Origin of the sequence: Microbulbifer sp. GL-2, assembly GCF_007183175.1 — a bacterium.
In the GTDB taxonomy this organism is placed as follows: Bacteria; Pseudomonadota; Gammaproteobacteria; order Pseudomonadales; family Cellvibrionaceae; genus Microbulbifer.
Genome location: NZ_AP019807.1, coordinates 3,681,194 through 3,702,866 on the forward strand (window position 1 = coordinate 3,681,194; position 21,673 = coordinate 3,702,866).

3 protein-coding genes are annotated in these 21,673 nt (G+C 37.7%); all 3 read left to right on the forward strand.

The annotated features are described in order from the left end of the window. Window positions 1-1,252: 1,252 nt before the first annotated feature. Genes GL2_RS16115 through GL2_RS16125 form a run of 3 tightly spaced genes read left to right on the forward strand, consistent with a single transcriptional unit; the run spans window position 1,253 to window position 21,663 of the window. Window positions 1,253-12,385 (forward strand): non-ribosomal peptide synthetase/type I polyketide synthase, encoded by an 11,133-nt coding sequence (locus GL2_RS16115; RefSeq protein ID WP_143731607.1) that lies wholly within the window; start codon window positions 1,253-1,255, stop codon window positions 12,383-12,385. Between the two features lie 9 nt (window positions 12,386-12,394). Further along, a complete protein-coding gene (gene asnB / locus GL2_RS16120) occupies window positions 12,395-14,263 on the forward strand; it encodes an asparagine synthase (glutamine-hydrolyzing) (protein ID WP_143731608.1) in 1,869 nt (622 codons plus the stop codon). A gap of 47 nt (window positions 14,264-14,310) precedes the next feature. After that, window positions 14,311-21,663, forward strand: a complete 7,353-nt coding sequence (locus GL2_RS16125; protein ID WP_172621178.1) for a non-ribosomal peptide synthetase — start codon at window positions 14,311-14,313, stop codon at window positions 21,661-21,663. Window positions 21,664-21,673 lie beyond the last annotated feature (10 nt).

The window sequence follows — 21,673 nt, forward strand, 5'->3', positions numbered from 1 at the left end:
TAATAAGTACTTGCACTCGCTAGAAACTTAAGTCATAAGTTGGTAATAAAGAGAGATGAGCTCTAAAAATCAGGTCTGTGTAAGCAAGGGGTAATGTGACCACCGGAAGTCTGTTTGGCAACAGTAACTAATTGATAGATAATTAATTTGTTATTAAATGATGGTCGATTGTCATAATTTGAATAATTTGTAGGTTGCTCAATTTGGGATAACTTGGTTGTTCAATCTGATAAAGACTCTGCTGCAAATGTTTTTTGTGGTTTATAAGCTGAAGAGCGTTCAAGTTGTAAAATAAGCCACTTTCAATCTTTCATGCAATTAATCTAAAAGCAGGTTATTTTTAGAGTAAGTGTCATTCAGCGAATAAAAAGTAGGTTGGTAGATTAGAGAAAACCTCTGAGATCAAAACCATAAAACAGCTCCCGCTAGTGACATATGTAAGCTCACGCTTATTTGTGCGAACGATAAAGGTAAATCCAGGCCTTAATCGAAATTTGATTGTTTAATTCTAACCTTGTTAAGCCGGTTCCTGATTTGTTTGGCATAATGCTCAAGCAATAATAAATAATTTTTATCTATCGGATCACTAGGGGATACTGGGCGGCGGGATTTCTGTAGTGAGTAGATGTAAGTACTGAAGAGTCTGGAAAGTTTATTTGTTGATAAAATTGAGCCCCTCCATTAAATGTCCCAGCCCCAATTCCAATAATATTTTATTTTCTAGTGTAGCTTGTAAAGGATTACAAAAGTGTGTCGGTTAGCGTTTAAGTTTTGAGTGATAAATTTAATCTTTTAGGAGAATATTTTTTGTTATATTTGAGCTTGGCGTCACAAATATCGTTATATTTGGTGTCGCAAATGACGTTAGGGGTTGTGGTATAAATAGATTCTATTGTTTTGTAGTTGTAAGCTAAGTAAAAGGATTTGCAGTTGGCTGTTATTTATTGGAAGTTTATAGTAACTCTCTGCCTCACAGTACTTGTTAGGTTTAGAATCCCCTCCCAAATTAATTCGAACTCCAGTGAAGATCGCTTGAGTAGAGAATGCAAGTCAAATTTTTCTGATAAAAATATCGTCTATCCAGGCCGGACGTTTAGGTTGGGTGTTGTGATGGCTGTAAATTAATATAAATGCAGAAAACCACTTCATTGTAATGAGGTTTTAATTGCTGAAGCATAAATTTGTGCTTTTAATTGCATGAATTTAAAGCGCCAGAAGAAATTTTTGAGTAAAGGCTTAAAGGAATTGCGTCATGTCGCTTAGAGGAAATAGTTTCTCAAACAATAATCCAGAAACTTTAGTTGACACTTTGGTTAGTAAGAAGAATAGCGAGCAGAAGATCATTTACTGCGATGATTTGAGTAATGAAATAGTTTCCAGTTATGCTCAGATGTATAGTGATTCCTTGGCGTTGCTAGATCAACTTGTTGGTAAAGGGCTGAGCAAGGGAGATCAATTAATATTCCAGTTTAAAAATAATCATAATTTTACTACTACATTCTGGGCGTGTATTCTGGGTGGAATCATTCCGGTGCCTATTTCGGTTGGCGAAAAAGATGAAAACTATAAGAAAGTGTTTTCTGTATGGGATATTTTGGATGATCCTTTTATTTGTTTTGATTCGCCAGCGTTGTTTGAAAATCTGAAGGCGTATTCGGAGCGCTTTGGCTTGCAGGGTGAGTTTACTAGAATTAGTAATAAGTCACTGGACCTTTCTAAGCTGCCCTCCAGTGACAGTAAAAATCTTTCAAAGCTTGTTTGTGACGTCCAACCCGATGATATCGCCTTTATTCAGTTTTCCTCCGGTTCGACAGGGCAGCCGAAAGGTGTAGTGTTAACCCATAAAAACTTGATTGCAAATGTAAAAGCTCTAGCTAGCTGCTCAGAAGCAACAAGCAGAGATGTCATGGTGAGCTGGATGCCATTAACTCATGATATGGGCCTAATTGCTGTACACCTTACTTCAACATTACTCGGTATAAAGCAAGTTCTGATTGATACTCCAATTTTTGTAAGAAGACCGTTTATTTGGATGGAAAAAACATCTGTGCATAAAGGCACCATGCTGTTTACTCCAAATTACGGGTTACATATCACCCTTATTTCAATGGAGAGGCGTAAATTCGACTGGGATTTGTCAAGTGTTAGAGTGATTTTTAATGGTGCAGAGCCGATTTCACTAACTTTAGCAGACAAATTTCTAAAGGAGTTGAAGCATTATAAGTTGCCATACAACAGTATGTACCCAGTTTATGGCCTTGCAGAAGCCAGTGTGGGTGTCTCTCTACCTAAACCGGGCGCACCAATGAAACCCCATTATCTGGATCGTACCAGGCTAAATTTTGGGGAAAAAGTTACCAGTCTAAATTCGGAAGACCCTAATGCCATTACCTTTCTTGAGGTGGGCACTGCTATTGATGAATGCAATATTAAAATTGCTGATGAAAAAGGTCAAGATATACCTGATAGTCATATAGGTTTAATTCACATTAAAGGTAATAATGTGACTTCAGGATATTTCAAGAATTTAGATGAAACTAAAAGAGTTCTGCGCTCGGATGGATGGTTGAATACTGGCGATTTAGGTTTTATCCAAGATGGGCAATTGATAATTACAGGGCGTGCGAAGGATCTGATTATTATCAATGGACAAAATATCTATGCTCACGATATTGAACAAATTTGCACACAGATTCCAGAGTTGCTACTGCGTAATGTGGTGGCTAGTAGTATTGCAACACAAGCTGGTTCGGAAGAACTTCTGATTTTTGTGCGTTATAAAAAGAGCCCGAGTGAATTTATAAAATTATCCGCTGAGCTTAGATGTCTCATGCAAGCAAAACTTGGGTTGCGTATCCATGCGGTAATACCGGTTACAACTATACCTAAAACGACAAGCGGTAAAGTGCGGCGTTACAAGTTAAAAGAGCGGTATTTAAATGGTGAATTTAAATCGAGGCTTGATGAAATTGATGTAATCAATAGAGAGCAGGGTAGGCATGAAAATAGTGAAAAAAGCAGAGGTCAGATTAATAAACGGCTGGATGATCTGCTGTTTACTTTACTTGGTTATCATGTAAAAAATGGCGATGCTAAATTAGCAGACCATGGTATTAATTCAGTAAAAGCGGTTGAGTTCCGTGCTGCATTAGAAAGCGCATTCTCCATAGATATACCGGTTTCTTGTATTTTTGACTATCCAACCGTAATGCAGTTGAAAACCTATTTGTTTGAAATGCTAAACAATAAGGATAATTCAGCTGAAAATCAGAATACAAAGATTATACACAAAAATGATCAAGCAATTGCAATTATAGGGCTTGCAGGGAAGTTCCCTGGAAGTCAAACATCGAACGATGCTTTCTTTAATAACCTAGTTAACGGTATAGACTTAAATGTCCAAGTTCCTAATGAACGGTGGCCCAATGATACCTATTACGATCCTGGAAATAACCCGGGATCTATCAAAACCAAGTGCGGATACTTTCTTGAGCAAGTGGATGAGTTTGATGCAGATTTCTTTGGGATTACGCCGGTTGAGGCAGAATCGATAGATCCTCAGCAACGAATGCTCCTCACTGTTAGTCAACATGCAATTGATAACGCGGGTATAAAAAATGAAAGCCTCAATGGATCAAAAACAGCAGTCTATATTGGTATGGCCAATAGTGACTTTTCCCATCAAGTTTTTGAGCAAAAAAATAGTGATTTGCTAAAGGAACATAGCTTAACGGGCACTATGGCAAGTACGGCAGCAGGAAGAATATCATATTGTTATGGGCTAACTGGGCCCAGTATGACAATAGACACTGCTTGCTCCTCATCGCTTGTGGCCATTGATCTTGCAAGAACCTCTCTCATTACCGGGCAGGCAGATCAGGCATTGGTTGGTGGCGTTAACTTAATTCTGAGTCCACAAGGGTCTATCAGCCTTAGCCGAGTTAATGCTTTGTCTGACGATGGAAAATGCAAGGTATTTGATGAAAGCGCTAATGGTTATGGCCGGGGTGAAGGTTGTGCTGTTTTGGTACTAAAACGTCTTTCGGATGCACAGAAAGATGGTGATTTAATACGTGCGGTTATTACGGGGTCCTCAGTCAATCATGATGGAAGAAGTAGTGGCCTAACTGTACCTAACGGTCAAGCTCAAGAGAGTGTAATTAAAGATGCTATAGCTCAGGCTGATGTTGATATAAATGATATAGCTTATATCGAAGCTCATGGAACTGGTACAAAGCTAGGTGATCCTCAGGAGTTAAATGCTCTTACCAATGTCTTTAAGAATCGAGACGCTAATAATCCCTTGCCGGTAGGCTCCATTAAATCAAATATTGGTCATTTAGAAGGGGCTGCCGGGATAGCTGGAGTGGTTAAACTCATTTTAGCAATGGAAAAAGGTATAATCCCGAAAAGCTTACATTTAAATAAACCGAATACATTGGTGCCATGGAGTAACATCCCACTTAAACCGTTAAGTGAATCATTAATAATTGACAATAGTCAATTGATTAACTGTGGAATCAGTTCTTTTGGTTTGTCTGGCACGAACGCACATCTTATCTTACAAAATAGGCCCAAAATCGAGCCCTTAGCCAACAAAAAAAATATTAACAGTACTCTTATAATTGCTGGAAAAACAGAAAGCAGTCTAAATCGCTGCAAAGAAAATTTTTTGGAATTATTATCTCTGAAACAATATAGTGCTTTGGATATCACGACTGCCAGTCAGCGCAGCTATCAGGATTACCCCTATCGCATTGCTGTTGTAGGACCTGATAAAGAGACTCTGATTTCAAAGTTAGAGAAATATGTATCGGATAACATGCCCACCCAGGCTCGAGAGTCTCTTGCATTTGTTTTCACGGGGCAAGGTTCACAATATCTAGATATGGCCAAGGGGCTTTACAAGGAGTTCAGAGTATTTAGTGAAGCTATGACTGAATGCTCTGAACTATTCCATCCATATTTAAATATTTCGCTGGAAGAACTACTGTATCAAGGTGAGCCTGATAGGATTAATAAGACCTTGTATTCCCAGCCAATAATATTCTCCATTGGTTATGCATTATTAAAATTATTAAGAGAGTTTGGAGTTAGACCAAATTATCTATTGGGACACAGTATTGGCCAATATACCGCAGCTTTTGCTGCGGGCATATTAAACTTGTCCGATGCAGTGCACCTGGTGGCAAACCGAGCCATTTTAATGAATAAAGTAAAGATGCCAGGTGCCATGGTTGCAGCATTTGCGTCGATTTCAGATATTCAAGCAATCATTGATAAATGTAGTGCCAACATCGCGGTTGCAGCTATAAATAGCCCAAGTGATGTTACTCTTAGTGGCAGTGCTGATGATATACAAGAATTCATAGACACACTCAAAGATCTGAATATACCCCATAAGAGGCTTGATGTTTCACACGCTTTCCACTCTCCATTAATGAAAACTGTTCTAGATCCTTTTGGTAAAATCATTGATGGTGTCACATTAAATCCACCAAAGATACCTATAGTCAGTGATCTTACAGGTAATCTAGCCCCGATAGGCGAGTATAGTGAAATAACCCAAAAAAATTACTGGCTTTCCCATATTACACAATCGATAAGATTCAGTGATGGCCTAGAAACATTATCCAAACATAAATGCAATACCTATATTGAACTCGGTGGTAGCGCAGTTTTATCTTCTTTCATTACTAAGACTTTAAGATCAGGTAATGAAAGCCTTGTTGTATCCCCCCTGCGTGGAAAATTGCGCTGTTCAATTGAAACCTTAAATCAGGCTTTGGCAGATTTATATATTCATAATTATCCAGTGAACTGGAAAGCAATGTCTTGCAAATGGTCGAAGACAGCGATAGATCTACCTTACTATTGCTTTTCAAAAACAACTTTCCCAATTCATATTACAGGCCCTGAGATAAAAGCTGAGTTGAAAAAAGAGTTGATTCCGAGAGAAGTGACTCTGAACAATTCAACTGTAGACAAAAAAAACATCAAATATACATTGATAAATTTAATTGAAGGCGTATCCGGGTTGATAATGGATCAGCACAAAAAGCAGCAGGATTTTCTTTCTCTAGGTATGGATTCCCTAATGCTGAGCCAGCTAAAAAATAAGATACAAGATGTTTTTGGTGTTGATGTTCCACTAATGGAGTTATACGGTCAATACAGTAGCGTAGATAAATTACATGCTTATTTGTCCTCTAAAGGAGCTTCTCACATAGATCAAAAGCAAAGTCTGGAAGAAAATATTGAGGTTAGTGGTGATAGCTCTAACAAAGATACCCATGATTTACTAAGCCGACAGTTGAAAACTATACAGGCAGTTTGCCAGGCACAACTGGATTACCTAGGCAGTGAGAAATTAGAAGTCGGGGAAAAGCCAGAGAAAAATGATTCGAATTTAAGAGTGGAGTATCCAAAAACTAACTTCAGATTGGCAAAATTCAGTGAGGACGAATTATCTCTAAAACAACAGAGTTTCGTTGATGGGTTAATTAAAAGGTATAATAAGAGGACGGCTGGATCGAAAGACTTCAGTTGTAAGAATAAGGATGATTTTGCACATTATCTGACAAGTCTAAATTTTAGAAAAACATTGAAGGAGATACTGTATCCTTTGGTATCAAGTGAGGCTGATGGTGCCTATTTATGGGATATAGATGGCAATAGATATGTCGACTTAGCCATTGGTTATGGAGTTCACTTTTTTGGACACAAACCACAATTTGTAATTGATGCGGTCAAGCAACAAATGGACAAAGGTTTTGTCCTTAGTCCGCATTCTTCACTTTTAGGTGAAGTTACACAATTAATTAAGGAAATTACTGCTACAGAGCGTGTATCTTACTGTAATACAGGATCCGAAGCTGTAATGCTTTCGCTTCGCATGGCCAGAACACAAACAGGCCGCTCAAAAATTGTAAAATTTTCGGGTTCCTATCATGGTATTTATGATGGAATACTGGCGGAAAGTGATGAAAATGGCAGTTACCCAACTACTCCGGGGGTAACTATGGAATCGGTACAAGACACTATTGTACTACCATATGGTGATCCCAAATCATTGGATGTTATCAAGCAGCTAGGAACAGAACTTGCGGCTGTTCTAGTGGAACCAGTGCAGAGCCGAAATCCGGAGTTACAACCAAGACAATTTCTACAAAAACTTCGATCTCTGACTTCAGAATTCGGTACCGTGTTAATTTTTGATGAGATAATTACTGGGTTCAGGTTGCAGGCGGGTGGCGCTCAGGCATTTTTTGATATTCAGGCTGACTTAGTTACATATGGAAAAGTTATTGGTGGTGGCTTACCCATTGGTATAGTAGCCGGTAAACGTCGTTTCATGGATGTAATCGATGGAGGACGCTGGCAATATCAAGATGGATCTACTCCGCAAACAGAAGCCACTTTTATTGCCGGAACCTTTTCTAACCATCCGATGGCATTAGTAGCAGCTAAGTCAGTTTTGTTGGAAATTAAGAAAAAGGGACCAAGGTTATATGAGAAAACCAATGAATTGACGTTATTACTGGTGAAAAGACTTAATGACTATTTCACATTTAACCACGTTCCCATTAAAGTTAAGTCTTGTGGCTCTATATTCCGTTTTGAGTCCTTTGGCCAATATGCGCTAGCCTTACAGCCTATAGAAATGGATTTACTTTTCTATTTAATGATGCTTAAAGGCGTATACACTTGGGAACGTCGTATATGTTTTTTATCTACACAGCATACGCATGAAGACATAGATAAAGTTTACAACATAGTATGTGAAAGTATTAGTGAACTTAGAGCTGGCGGTTTTAGCTTTACCACCATGAACCCTCCATCACCACCAAATGGAACACCAACCAGAACAGGGTGTGTAAATCAACAGTTAATGAGCTCAGCACAAAAGCGTATATTTGCTCTAAATAGCCTAAAGGGCGCTGAACAAGCCTATCATTTAAGTTATGAGGCAGAAGTAAAAGGGAGCATAGAGCCAGCAAAAATTCAGCGAGTTCTAACATTACTTTCTCGCCGTCATGAGAGCCTTAGAACTACCTTTAAGCTGGAAAATGGAGAGTTTATTCGCATTGTACATAGAGAGCTGCCCCCCAATTTAGAGTTGGAAAACGTAACGACGGATACTCTTGAGCAGTCTAGGCAGAGATTTTTTAGATCTTATGATTTGGAAAAAGACCCTATGCTAAGAGCTAAACTCATTACTTTGGAAGATGAAAAACATATTTTCATGCTTGATATTCACCATATCGCTGCCGATGGATTCTCTGCAAATATCCTATTCCAAGAGTTCATGATCTATTATGAAAATTTAAACAACAATAGCCTCACCAAACCATCCCAGTTTGAAGACTTTGTAGAATGGGAAGGAAATTATTATGAATCAGATAAATATCATGAAGATAAAAACTATTGGACAAATCAATTAATGGGATATCGGGAATCTCCCGAATTACCTTTAGATTATCCTAGGGCAAAAATACAGACTTTTAACGGCCATACGCTTACCTTTATGTTGTCAAAAGAAAGGACTGAGCAATTGACAGGTCTGGCCAAGAAATTAAATGTTTCATTGTATATGTTACTGCTCAGTGGATATATCCTTTTAATTAGGAGTTTGACTAAGAGTGATGAGACAATTGTTGGTGCACCAGTAGCCTTACGACAAAGAAGAGGATTTGAAAATATTGTAGGTATGATGACCAATACCCTGGTCTACAGACCTAATTTGCAAGGTGTAAAAACCTTTACCGAGTTAGCGCATAGAATAAAAGGCAACTGCATTGATGCGTATGCTCATCAAGAGTATCCTTTCGAAAAACTAGTTGAGCAATATTTTGGAACTTCTATAAATAAGCGAGACAAAAGTCGCAATCCACTATTTGACGTCAATTTTGTATTTGAGCAAGCCGATGAGCGTGTATTGAATATTAAAGGTGTTGAATTCGTTCCTCAAAAAATAGAGCAAAAGGGTAACACATACGATTTTTCATTTGAGGCTATTTTACAGCATCAAGAATTGGAAATAAATTTCCATTACAATAAATCACTGTTTAATCTTGATACGATTAGCAGCTGGAAAAATTTATTCCTGGTGGTAATTAATAATATCTTACAATCCCCAGATATGGAAATTGACTCCATATTGCCACCAGAAAACATTGAAGCTGAATGCTCGAAAGTAAAATTACATCACGAATGGTCTGGAAGTAACAGTATATTAGATCGCTTCACCAGCATGGTAGATCATTATCCAGATAATACCGCCATCAATTTTGAGAAACAAAGTTTAAGCTACCGTCAATTGGATTGTGAGAGCAATCAGTGGGCTCACATGCTTAGGCAGCAATATGGTCTACTTCCAGGAGATCGTATTGCTGTTCAAATTGAGTCAGGGAGATTTTTGATATCAGCACTGATTGCTGTATTAAAGCTTGGCTGCTGCTACATTCCAATTGACCCAGACACTCCGGAAGACCGTGTAGATTTCATACTGAAGGACAGTTTAGCGAAGGTTTTATTAAGTGAATCCCATCTGCCAAAACTAAACTTCTATTCACGCTGTGACTTAGACAGAATAGATTCCACCTCATTTAGTAATCTACCGATAGAGATTGGTCTAAACCCCGATTCTATTGCCTATATTATTTATACCTCTGGATCAACAGGAAGACCCAAAGGAGTTAAAATACTTCATAGTTCACTGACCAATTATTTTCAATGGTTCATTGAGAAGTATCAAGTATGTGATTCCGATAGCAGTTTACTGCTATCTTCTTATGCCTTTGATTTAGGATATACATCATTATGGGGCAGTATTCTATCAGGCGCATGCTTACATTTAATGAGAAAATGCGACAGACAGAATATTAGCTTTGTTTTAAGTTATCTTGCAAGGCATCAAATAACGTTTGTCAAAATCACACCATCGCTATTCCAGATACTGGTTAACCATCAAGATTTTACAGAATCACTGGATTTAAATCTTCGACTTATTCTCCTTGGTGGGGAAAGTATAAGAGTTGAAGATATTGATATTTATCTTAAATATTTCAAGAACACCGTTTTTGTAAATCATTATGGACCAACGGAAGCCACAATAGGCTGTATTACTCGTGAATTTGATATTCATACATTTAAGCAATACCGTCAACTTAAGAGTATTGGTCAGCCAATATCTAATTGTAAAGCATACATATTGGATGAAAACCTTGAGAAAGTAGCTAATGGTGAGGAGGGGGAGTTATGTATCGAAGGGGATTGCCTAGCCCAGGGCTACCTAAGCAATATTGACCTTGAGAAAGAGAAATTTATTCATAGCCCTTTCACGCCGGGTGAGCGTCTATATAGAACTGGAGATTTAGGTTATATCAAAAGTGATGAACTATATGTTTCTGGTCGTATTGATGATCAGGCAAAAATTAGGGGATATCGAGTTGAGTTAGGGGAAATCACTAAAGTTCTAGAAGAGCACCCAGATTTGAAGCGAGCAGTAGTAATCGCTAAAGAATCTAGGACAGGGAATGAATTAATTGCTTATTACCAAAATAAAAATTCACTATTGAACTTTGATCTTAGAGATTTTGTATCTAGAAAATTGCCCGATTACATGCGCCCTAGCCACTATTTTGAGGTTCGGGAATTTCCTATTAATGAAAATGGAAAACTCGATCTTAGAGAGCTTCAGAAAAAGGGTGAAAGAGTAAACACTGGTACAGAGGTATTAACACATTCGCTTTCTGAATCTCAGAAGCTAATTACCGCCACATGGCAGGAAATGTTACAAATACCAGCCATCGAGTTAAATGATGATTTTTTTACACTTGGAGGACATAGCCTGAAGGCTATGCTAATTGCAGCTGAATTATCAAAGAAATTTTCAGTTCAATTATCCATCAATGAAATTTTTGAATATCCAACTGTTGCGAAACTTGATGCTTGGTTGTCTAAAAATAATCCGCTACAACCTGAAATAAAACCCACATACATACAAGAATTATATCCGTTATCTGCTGCACAAAAAAGATTGTGGTTGGTTTCTCAATCTAAGGAACAAAGTATCGCCTATAACGTACACGCCGCTTTTTTGCTTGAGGGTGAGCTTTGTGTTTCTTCTTTGGAAAAAGCTCTTTCTTATCTAATACAAAGACATGAATCACTGCGTACAAACTTCATTTTTTCCAAGGGTGAGCCCCAACAGAAGATACATGACGATATCGATGTGCCATTGACTGTATTAAAGCCTAAAGGAATGATATTTAACTCGAACGATTTTAAGGAGTTATATAAAGAAATTTCTAAATATTATTTTGACCTGGAGAGTGATGCGTTATTTCAAGTTGTTCTGATTGAGCTGGCCAGTGATAAATCATCTCAGGCACTGATTTTCAATGCGCATCATATTATTTGTGATGGCTGGTCAAATCACATTCTTATAAAGGAGTTATGCCACCTATATAATTGTTTCAAACAAAATAAAGCACCAAATTTAAAACCATTAGAGATTCAGTATAAAGATTATGCAATCTGGCATAACAGAATGCTAGAGGGAGCCCAGGCAGATAAAGAGAGAATGTTTTGGAGAAGACAATTAGAAGGAGTGGTAAAGCCAACCCAATTACCAAATGCTAATACAAATATTCAGTATAGTGGTGAGTGGTATAGGACGACTATAGATGAAAATCTATCGGATGCTATACAGAAATTTTGTAAAACAAATGGAGTGAGTTTATATACTTTAATGTCTAGTGTGACCGGTATATTGCTAAGCCATTATTGCGGTACCGATGAGGTAATTTATTCTTCTCCAATTGCTGCACGACAATTGCCACAATTGCAGGATCAGGTTGGATTTTATCTAAGCAATATAATATTAAAACTTAACATAGAATCTGATTTAAAATTTATTGATTTTCTCAATAAAACAAAATCACACTTGCGAAATGTTATTCAGCATCAACTTTACCCTGTTGAACAAACACTAGAAATGATTGACCTTAAAGAGGGTAGTATAAGCGACTTCTATCGGATCATTCTGAACGTAATGGAATATAAAAATTATTCAAGTTATAAAATGGATGGTTTGATTTTCAAAGAGACACTTGAGACGGCTGTAACCAGCAGGGCAGATTTAAATATAATGCTAGTAAAAGGTGATTTTCTTGAGTTGGTTATCGAATATAACAATCAGTTGATGGATCAGAATTCTATAATTTCTTTTAAGCAGCAATTGATCAACTTGATTTCAATAGTGTTGGAGCGATCTGAAACTTCTCTATCAGACTTAAAGATGAGCCTCATCGGCTCGCAAGAGAAACAAAAACAAGCTGAATTTCTTGATGCAGCATTAGCGATAGATGAAGAGTTTTAAGGTAAAGATATGTGTGGAATTAGTGGGGTATTTTCTTCAAAATTTGAGATTCCGTTGGGGGCAGATGATGTTGAGTTATTAAAAAGAATGACACGAAGTATAGTTCATCGAGGACCTGATGATGAAGGTTTATATGTAAGCGAACAAGCATGTTTCGGTTTCAGACGTTTATCTTTTTTAGATTTGAATTCAGGAAATCAACCGATTTTCAATGAAGATGAAAGTGTCGTTTGCGTAGTCAATGGAGAGATATTTAATTATCAATCTCTTAAAAGGGATTTGATTAAAAAGGGGCACAGTTTTCGAACTGAAATGGACTGCGAGGTAATTCCACACTTATATGAAGAGTATGGAACAGATTTCTTGAATAAACTTAATGGCCAATTTGCCATAGCTTTGCATGATGTGCGAGAGAGAAAATTAATACTTGCCAGAGATCATGTGGGTATTGCTCCACTATATTACCATTTAAATGATAAAAAAATATTTTTTGGGTCAGAAATAAAGGCTCTTTTAAATAGTAAAAATATAAGTCGTAACATAGATTTGATCAGTTTGGATCAAATTGTGACCTTTCCTGGCATGATTAGTCCAAGAACTATGTTTAGTGATATTAAGTGTCTACCCCCAGGACATTTGATGGTGATTAATGAGCAAGGAGTGAAACTTGAACAATATTGGGATCTTGATTATCCAGCAAGTGGTGATTATGGACACATATGCTCAAATGATTACTATGTAGATAAACTTGATCACTTATTGCGAGAGGCAATCAGTACCCGGTTACATGCAGATGTGCCTGTTGGTTTCTATTTAAGTGGAGGACTGGATTCATCACTTATTGCTACTTTAGCCAGTGATATGAATCCAACTAGAGTATTTGACACATTTTCAATTGGATTTGGACGTAATGATATCGATGAGCGTAAATATCAACAGCATGTAGTAAATAAGATACGTTCTAATCATCGTGAAAAAATTTTTTATTTTGATCATATTCTAGGAAGATTAACTCAGGCGGTTGTTGCCGCAGAGTCACCACTTAAGGAGTCATATAATACGTGCGCATTAGCTTTGTCAGAAATGGTTCATCAGCAGGGCATAAAAGCAGTTTTGACCGGTGAGGGAGCTGATGAGCTATTTGCTGGATATGTTGGCTATCGGCTGGATCAGCAGTCCAGAATAGATGAGTGCGAATTCGATCTGGAACATATGCTTGAATTGCAAGCTAGAAATACCATTTGGGGGGATGACAATTTTTTTTACGAAAAGAATTATCACGAATTTCACGAGGTAAAATCTGCTCTGTATTCATCGTATACTAATACGACTCTGTGTAAACAACATTGCACATCTCAAGCAGTTATTAATCCCACTCGAATAGCTAATCGCCATCACATTCATCAACGATCTTATGTGGATTTTAAGCTACGTATCGCTGATCATTTACTTGCAGACCACGGTGATCGTGTAGTTTTTGCTAACTCTGTAGAAGCAAGATACCCCTTTCTTGATATTGATTTAATCAATTTTGTTAGAACGATTCCTCCACATTTAATGGTTCAGAATGGGAGTGAAAAATTCCTACTGAAGAAACTTGCCAGGAAGACGGTTCCGAAATCCGTAGTTGAGCGTAATAAATTCTCATTTGTTGCTCCAGGAAGCCCTTTCTTGCTAAAAAATAGGCCTGAATGGATTATGGATTTGCTCAGCAAGGAGACAATTACCCGTCAGGGAATTTTTAATCCAGACACCATAGAACGGCTCACTAAAAATGCTCTCAGAGATACGGGTGACATTAATCAAACGTTCGAAACAGATTTTTTAATGATAGCGATAACCACAGGAATCTTTCTTAAAGAATTTGTGGAACCTTAAATGTGTTATATCTAATTTATAATTAAATGTTTTTCAAGGAAGTAAAAATGTCTAAATACTTTGTCCATAAAAAATTCTCTGAGACAGCTCGCAAATTTCCAAACAATATAGCGATTTTAGAAAGTCAGCGTGAAATAACATATCAAAATCTAAACGCTTATTCCAATCAGTTGGCACATTACATCGGTGAGAATTTAAGAAAAAACGGAAGCTCTATAGGCCTTTTTCTCCCTAAAGGTATTGAGTATATTTTAGGCGTACTGGCAATTCTTAAAAATGACCAAGCTTTTTTACCATTATCTCCTCAATTACCTGGCGAGCGTCTTAAGGATATATTGGAAAAATCTCAGCTTGAAATTATCCTAACTTCAAGCTCTATGGCTAGCCAGCTCAAGAGAACGCTTGAAGAAATTGATTGCAGTAACATACATATTGTAGTATTTGACTATAAAAATGATCTTGGTGCAATCGCAAAGGCAGGCGATAATAAAGAAGTTAACTTATTATCAGCTTATTCTAAGAGTGATCCGTTACAGCAAGCAATACCGGAAGACAATTGTTATATAATGTTCACTTCCGGTACTACAGGCAATCCAAAAGCAATTGTTGGCAATCATAAAAGCCTTAGCCATTTTATGCATTGGGAAATAAGTGAATTTTCCAGCGAGCATCAACATCGCGTAGCACAGTTAGCACCCAGCACCTTTGATGTAAGTTTGAGAGATATATTTTTACCGTTATTGACAGGTGGCGTCTGTTGCATTCCCGATAATGATGTGCAGATGGATGCCAGACGCTTGTTAGAGTGGATTATATCTCAGAGAATTAGCTTGATTCATTGTGTACCATCCATCTTTCGACTATTAACGACTGAAGTTGAGGTTACGATACAGAGTAAAGATAGTTTAAAACATTTGGAATACATTTTACTTGCTGGTGAACCCTTGTTAGGTCGTGATGTTAATCACTGGTTTTCAGTAGCAGGAAGTAACACCAGCTTAGTTAATCTCTATGGGCCATCTGAGACGACTTTGGCTAAACTATATTATCGAATTGAAACGGGTGTTTATGAACCGAATAGAGTTCTTCCTGTAGGTAAGCCTATTCCTAATACTGCGGTATTAATATTGAAGGGAACAAAACTTTGTCGTATTGGAGAAATAGGTGAAATTTATATTAAAACACCATTTAGAAGCAAAGGTTATCTTAATGACCCTTCATTGACTCAGGCCAATTTTATACAGAACCCCCTAAATCAGGGTGAAGAAGATGTCATTTATAAAACAGGGGATTTGGGTAGATATCAAGCTGACCATACTGTCGAGGTGCTCGGTCGTCTTGATCGACAGGTAAAGATAAATGGTATTAGAATCGAGCTTAACGATATAGAAGGCCATATTCTCGATATACCTGAACTGGATCAATGTTTTTTAAGCATTTTTAAGGATGATAACCAGAGTAATCTACTGGTGTGTTACTACACTTGTCATAATGATATATCTACAGAAGAAATCAAATCTTTACTAGCTCCAAAACTTAGTAATAATTTTATCCCAAGTATAATGATAAAATTAGATAAGTTCCCTTTGATGCTTAATGGAAAAATTGACAAAAAATCTCTTCCAAATCCTTCAGGCTATTTGACTGAATTTGAAGCATGTGATGAGCAGGAATTAAGCTTATTTGAGTTGAAATTGAGTGAGATTTGGCGAGCTAATCTTGGTCTACCTAAAGTCAGTATTCATCAAAAGTATTTTGATTTGGGTGGTACATCCTTAACTGCGATGAAAACACTAGGTGAAGTATACCGAGAGTTAGATGTAGAAGTTTCGATTCTGGAATTCTATCAAAATGATACAATTTCTAGGCTTGCTAGTTATATAGATCAAATGTTGATAGCTTCAAATAAAAGTTATCAAACAATTCCCGTAGCACCTAAACAAAAAAGCTATCCACTGAGCAGACAACAACAAAGTATTTGGCTCAATGAAACACTTGCAGAACAATCAGGAGCTTACGCCATACCTGGTGCATGTAAATTAAAAGGTAACTTGGACCTTCAGGCTTTTAATAAGGCTATTGAAGCCTTAATCGAAAGGTATGATATCTTACGTACGATCATTGATTATACTGCAGATAAACCAGTACAGACCATTCAGAGTCATCTAAAGAACCCACTTAAGGTCGTTAACTTAACCCATGAAGTCGAGCCAGATAAGAGAGCCCAGGCGTTAATTGCCGAGGACTGTAAGCTAGCATTTACCTTATCTGAACCACCTTTATTCCGGTTAAAATTGTTTAGATTAGATGAGCATGAATTTTATTTTTACTACTGCTTTCATCATCTTATATGTGATGCTTGGTCATTAGGCATTTTTGGCCAGCAGCTGATGTCAGCTTATAGTTCAATTATGTCGGGTAATAACTACTGCCCAGAATCCACGATGGCTCAATACCATGATTTCTGTTGCTGGCAAACATTACCACAGCAGCGTGAAAAGCAGGAGATAAATAAAGCCTATTGGATGAATCGTTTTTCACGGCCGGCACCTGCATTAAGACTCCCTACAGATTTTGCTCGACCGAGTGAAAGACGTTTTTTGGGTAATCAGGAACAATTTATTTTAGATGTTGATCTTAGTAAGAACCTTAAGGAGATGTGTACCAAGAAAGGAATCGGTTTGTTTCCGCTTTTGATGTCTATATATCAGGTATTGCTGGCCAAATATTCTAGCGAGAGAGATATTGTTGTTGGGTTCCCCACTGCTGGCCGAGAACACCCAGATCTAGATTCATTGCTGGGTATGTTTGTTAATACCTTACCTTTACGCAGTGATTGCGACAGTGATATCCGATTTCATGAATTTTTAAAGAGAACAATTTCCAATATTAATGAAGCCATATCTCACCAATCTTATGGTTTGGAAAATTTAATTAGAGATCTTGATATCAAGAGGGATATGAGTCGTTCTCCAATATTTGATACCTTGCTAGTATTTCAAAACTTTTCACAACCAGAGCTTGATTCACATGAATTAAAGTTTTCAAACCTGGATGTTAAACAGAGAACAGCTTGGTATGACTTAATTCTAAATTGGATGGAAGTAGATGGAAAGTTACGCTGTAATGTTCTCTATGATACAGATCTTTTCAGACGCGAAACGATTGTTCGACTAGGACAACACTTTACCTTGATAGCGCAGCAAATATTAAAAGATCCAGATTGTTTGATTGGGGAAATCTCTTTGCTCAATAATCAGGAAATTCAGCAGTTTGCGCATGACTTTGATCAGGCTTGTAAACCTGCAAAATATACAAGCCTACATCGAGGATTTGAATATTGGGCACAAGTTGAGTCAAATTCTTTGGCTCTAATATACAAAGAAGAGCGGTTTACTTACGATGAGCTAAATCAAGAAGCTAATCAGCTTGCAAACTATCTACTCGAACAAGGCGTAGTTCCAGGTAGTATTGTTGGTATTCATTTATCCCGCTCTCCGCTAATGATCAAATCTATCCTGGCGGTATTGAAAATAGGCGCTATTTATGTCCCTATTGACCTCCAATATCCTCAGGTACGTAAAGATTATATGCTCTCTGACAGTAAAGTTTCCCATATACTGTCCACGTCTTCTTCAAAAATAAATTCTTTAAGCGGAGTTAAATGTCTTCAGCTAGATTTAGTTAAACTTGGAAGGTATAAAACCGATAATCTTATTTCCGGACCATCATCAAAGAGTTTAGCTTATATCATTTATACTTCGGGCTCTACAGGAAAACCTAAAGGAACTTTGGGGCACCATGAAGGTGTAGTTAACACTGCGCATGGTTTTGGTGAATACCTAAGTCTCGCCCCAGGAGAACGGGTGTCACAATTTGCTAACTCATCCTTTGATGGTTCAGTGTTTGAAATCTTCGTGACTTTATTGAATGGAGCCACTCTAGTAATTGTAAATGATGAGACAATTCAAGATATAGATGAGTTTGAGAATTATGTAACAAAAACCGCAATCACAATGGCTTTTATGCCTCCTACTTATGTAAGGCAACTGCATCCAGAAAGGCTTTCCAGCCTAAATACTTTAATGACTTGGGGGTCGCCAACGGATTTTACCTTAGCGGAGACCTGGTCTGAACGACTCAGATACATAAATGCTTATGGGCCTACTGAAGTCTCGGCAGTATCAAGCGCATTTGATATCTCTGCAATACCCTTAAAGGTATTGAAAGAAACGTACAAGTCCATTCCAATTGGCAAGCCAATTGCTAATTTACGTATGGATGTTTTAGATGAAAATCATAATATCCAACCTGTTGGTATTCCTGGTGAATTATGTATCTCGGGAATTGGAGTAGGCCGAGGTTACCTCAATAGGGAGGAGCAAACTACCAGATGTTTTAAGAAAAACCCAAATGCGCCGGAATTGGATATGTATAGAACTGGTGATTTGGTGTGTCGTTTGCCTGATGGAAATATTGAATTTTTAGGCAGGATAGATGATCAAGTCAAGATTCGAGGCTACCGGATAGAGCCAACCGAAATTGAATATCAATTACAGCAACTTGATCAGGTTTTAGACGCCCGAGTCTTAGTAAATGGAGAACCTAGCAATCAATATCTTACTGCTTATTATATTGGAGTGGTGGGTGATGAAAGTGCTATCCGCCAATCCTTATCTACCCAGTTACCTCAGTACATGATGCCATCTACCTTTGTCGCTTTAGATAAATTCCCAATGACACCGAATGATAAAGTGGATAAATCTGCTTTGCGTCAACTTTCTGCCAGTCAAATACAGGATGGTATAGGATTGCAAAGTGAAGACAGCATAGAAGAAGCTATCGCTACCGTTTGGAAAAATCTCCTTGGTGTTGACTACATAAGTGCAGGGCAAAGCTTTGTTGAATTGGGTGGAGACTCGATAAAGGCAATCCAAACCGTTGCGAAATTAAAGAAATTTGGTCTAAAGGTTAAGGCTAGCCATGTTCTACAATATCCTACTATAGAGCAGCTAAAGATATATGTCAGTCCTGTTGTAGAAAAGGATAATGTTTTCGTTCAGGGACAGCTCCCTTTAACACCAATTCAGCATTGGTTTTTTAGGGACTATAACGGCGATAAGCATAAATGTTTCCAGCATGCTCTATTAAATTTCAGCAATAAAATTGATCAGAAAGCTATGCAACAAGCCATGGGTGAGTTGATGCTACATCACGATGGTTTGAGATCAACATTTATCTATGATCCTGAAAATGAACAGTGGCAACAAGAAATTTTAGCTAATGAGATACCTGCTAATTTACATAGTATATCTGTGAATAAGGCGGATCTGGAATCTATGTCTGCCCATATGAATGTATTGGCCAATCAAAGCTGGCTTAATAAGTCACCGCTACTGCAAGGCGTTATTTTTAAATCAAAAGTTGGTGATGATAAAATTTTCCTTATTGCTCATCACCTAATAGTTGATACTGTCTCCTGGTGGATCTTAATTGAGGATCTTGAGAAAGCCTACGAACAGATAATCTGTGGGCAAAAGGTGAATTTAGGTGGTAAAACCAGTTCATTACAGTTGTGGTCTCACCGGTTGATAGAATTTAGTAAGAGTAATTCATTACAGGATGAATTTGAGTTTTGGAGTCAAACAGAACAGCTTTTACTGTCGTCTTTCAAATTACCGAAAAGTACATTAGGGACTGGAAATGATAAAATTAGTTATACCTTGAGCAAGCCTCAAACTAGGGAGATGTTGGAGAAAAATTCCAAACAAGGTATTTCAGTAAATGAGCTACTGCTCACTTTGCATGCCAGGTCCATGACTAAGATATTTGGTCCAAACAAGTATGCGGTGACCCTTGAAAATCATGGTCGTGAAGATTGTTTTGAAGATTTAGATGTCAGCCGAACTATTGGTTGGTTTACCAGTCTTTTCCCTTTTGTTATATCTCAAGACAATCAATCATGCCCTCTAGTTGAGGACATTATAAAAACTAAAATAAATATGAGGAAAGTACCCAATAAAGGTTTGGGTTACGGTGTGCTTAGGTATCTTTCTAGCTGTGAATCTACAGAGAGATCATTCGGCATAATAAGACCACAGGTTAGTTTTAATTATTACGGTTTTCTAGACCGAAATAGTGAGAAAAATCGTGTTCTTGATGTGTCAGATTTCGATTTGCCAGATCTTTGCCCGGCATTACAGCATGAAATGGAAATTTCCGGGGCAATTAGTGACGGGAGGCTTCATATTGAACTCAAGTACGACAAAAAATACTTAACATCAGACATGGCGCAGCAATGGATTGAACACCTTACTAGAGAATTAACAGATTATACTTACCTTGAAGGCGAGGTTAATTCTGCTGAATTACGACGGACGCTTGAGCCTAATCTAAAAAAAGGCATTAAGGAAATACTTAAGCGCTATCATATACCTGGATTAGTGTTGGGTGCACGCTTTCCTGACGGAACGACCGCGGTTGCTTGTCAGGGTGTCGCAAACAGCCAAACAGAAGAGAAGTTAACAAAAGATCACCAATTTAGGATCGGTAGTTTGTCAAAAACTTTTGTCGCTACACTTATCCTGCAACTCGTTGATGAAGGAAGGATTTTTCTTGATCAGGCTATATGGGATATTCTTCCCCCTGGTGTGCTTTCTGGCTCAGGAATCAGTAAGCAGATAACGATCCGACAACTACTTAATCATACTTCTGGATTACAAGATTATATGAAGGATGATAATTTTAGAGATTGTCAACAAAAGCAGCCCGGAAAAACATGGCAGCCAGAGGAGCTGCTTTCTTACTTTAATGCTGAAACAAGCTCTTTCGGCCCAGAATCAGATGGACAATGGCTATATTCTAGTAGTGGATATATTTTACTAGGTCTTATTATAGAACAAGTAACCGGTGAAAAATTTGAACATCAACTATCTTCACGCATCACCCAACCACTAGGGTTAAATAACACTCACCTGCAGGGTTTTGAGGTATACAATGAAAATCTGGCCACAGGGCATAACGATGAATTGAGCCCTTTAAGTGAAAGTTGTATCAGTTTTGTATGGGCAGCTGGCGGACTGATCTCAACTGTTGAGGACATGCTTGTTTGGCAAGACGCTTTCATTTCCGGTAAGTTATTAAGCCAAGAGATGCAAGAACAACGCTTTGATTTAAAAGAGTTGCCAGATCATGTAAGTCTAGAACAGGACATCCAGGCTGGTTTGGGGGTCTTTAACCTGGAGGGTCGTTTGGGGCACATAGGTGATCTGCTAGGTCATGAAGCTGCAATGTTAGCTAATAATGATATCCAGTTGATTGTATTACTTAATGGAGAAACTAAACACCCAGCCATGGTGTATTCAGGATCTGTATTTGAAGCTGCTAGTGAATTGTTCTAGATTTCACTTA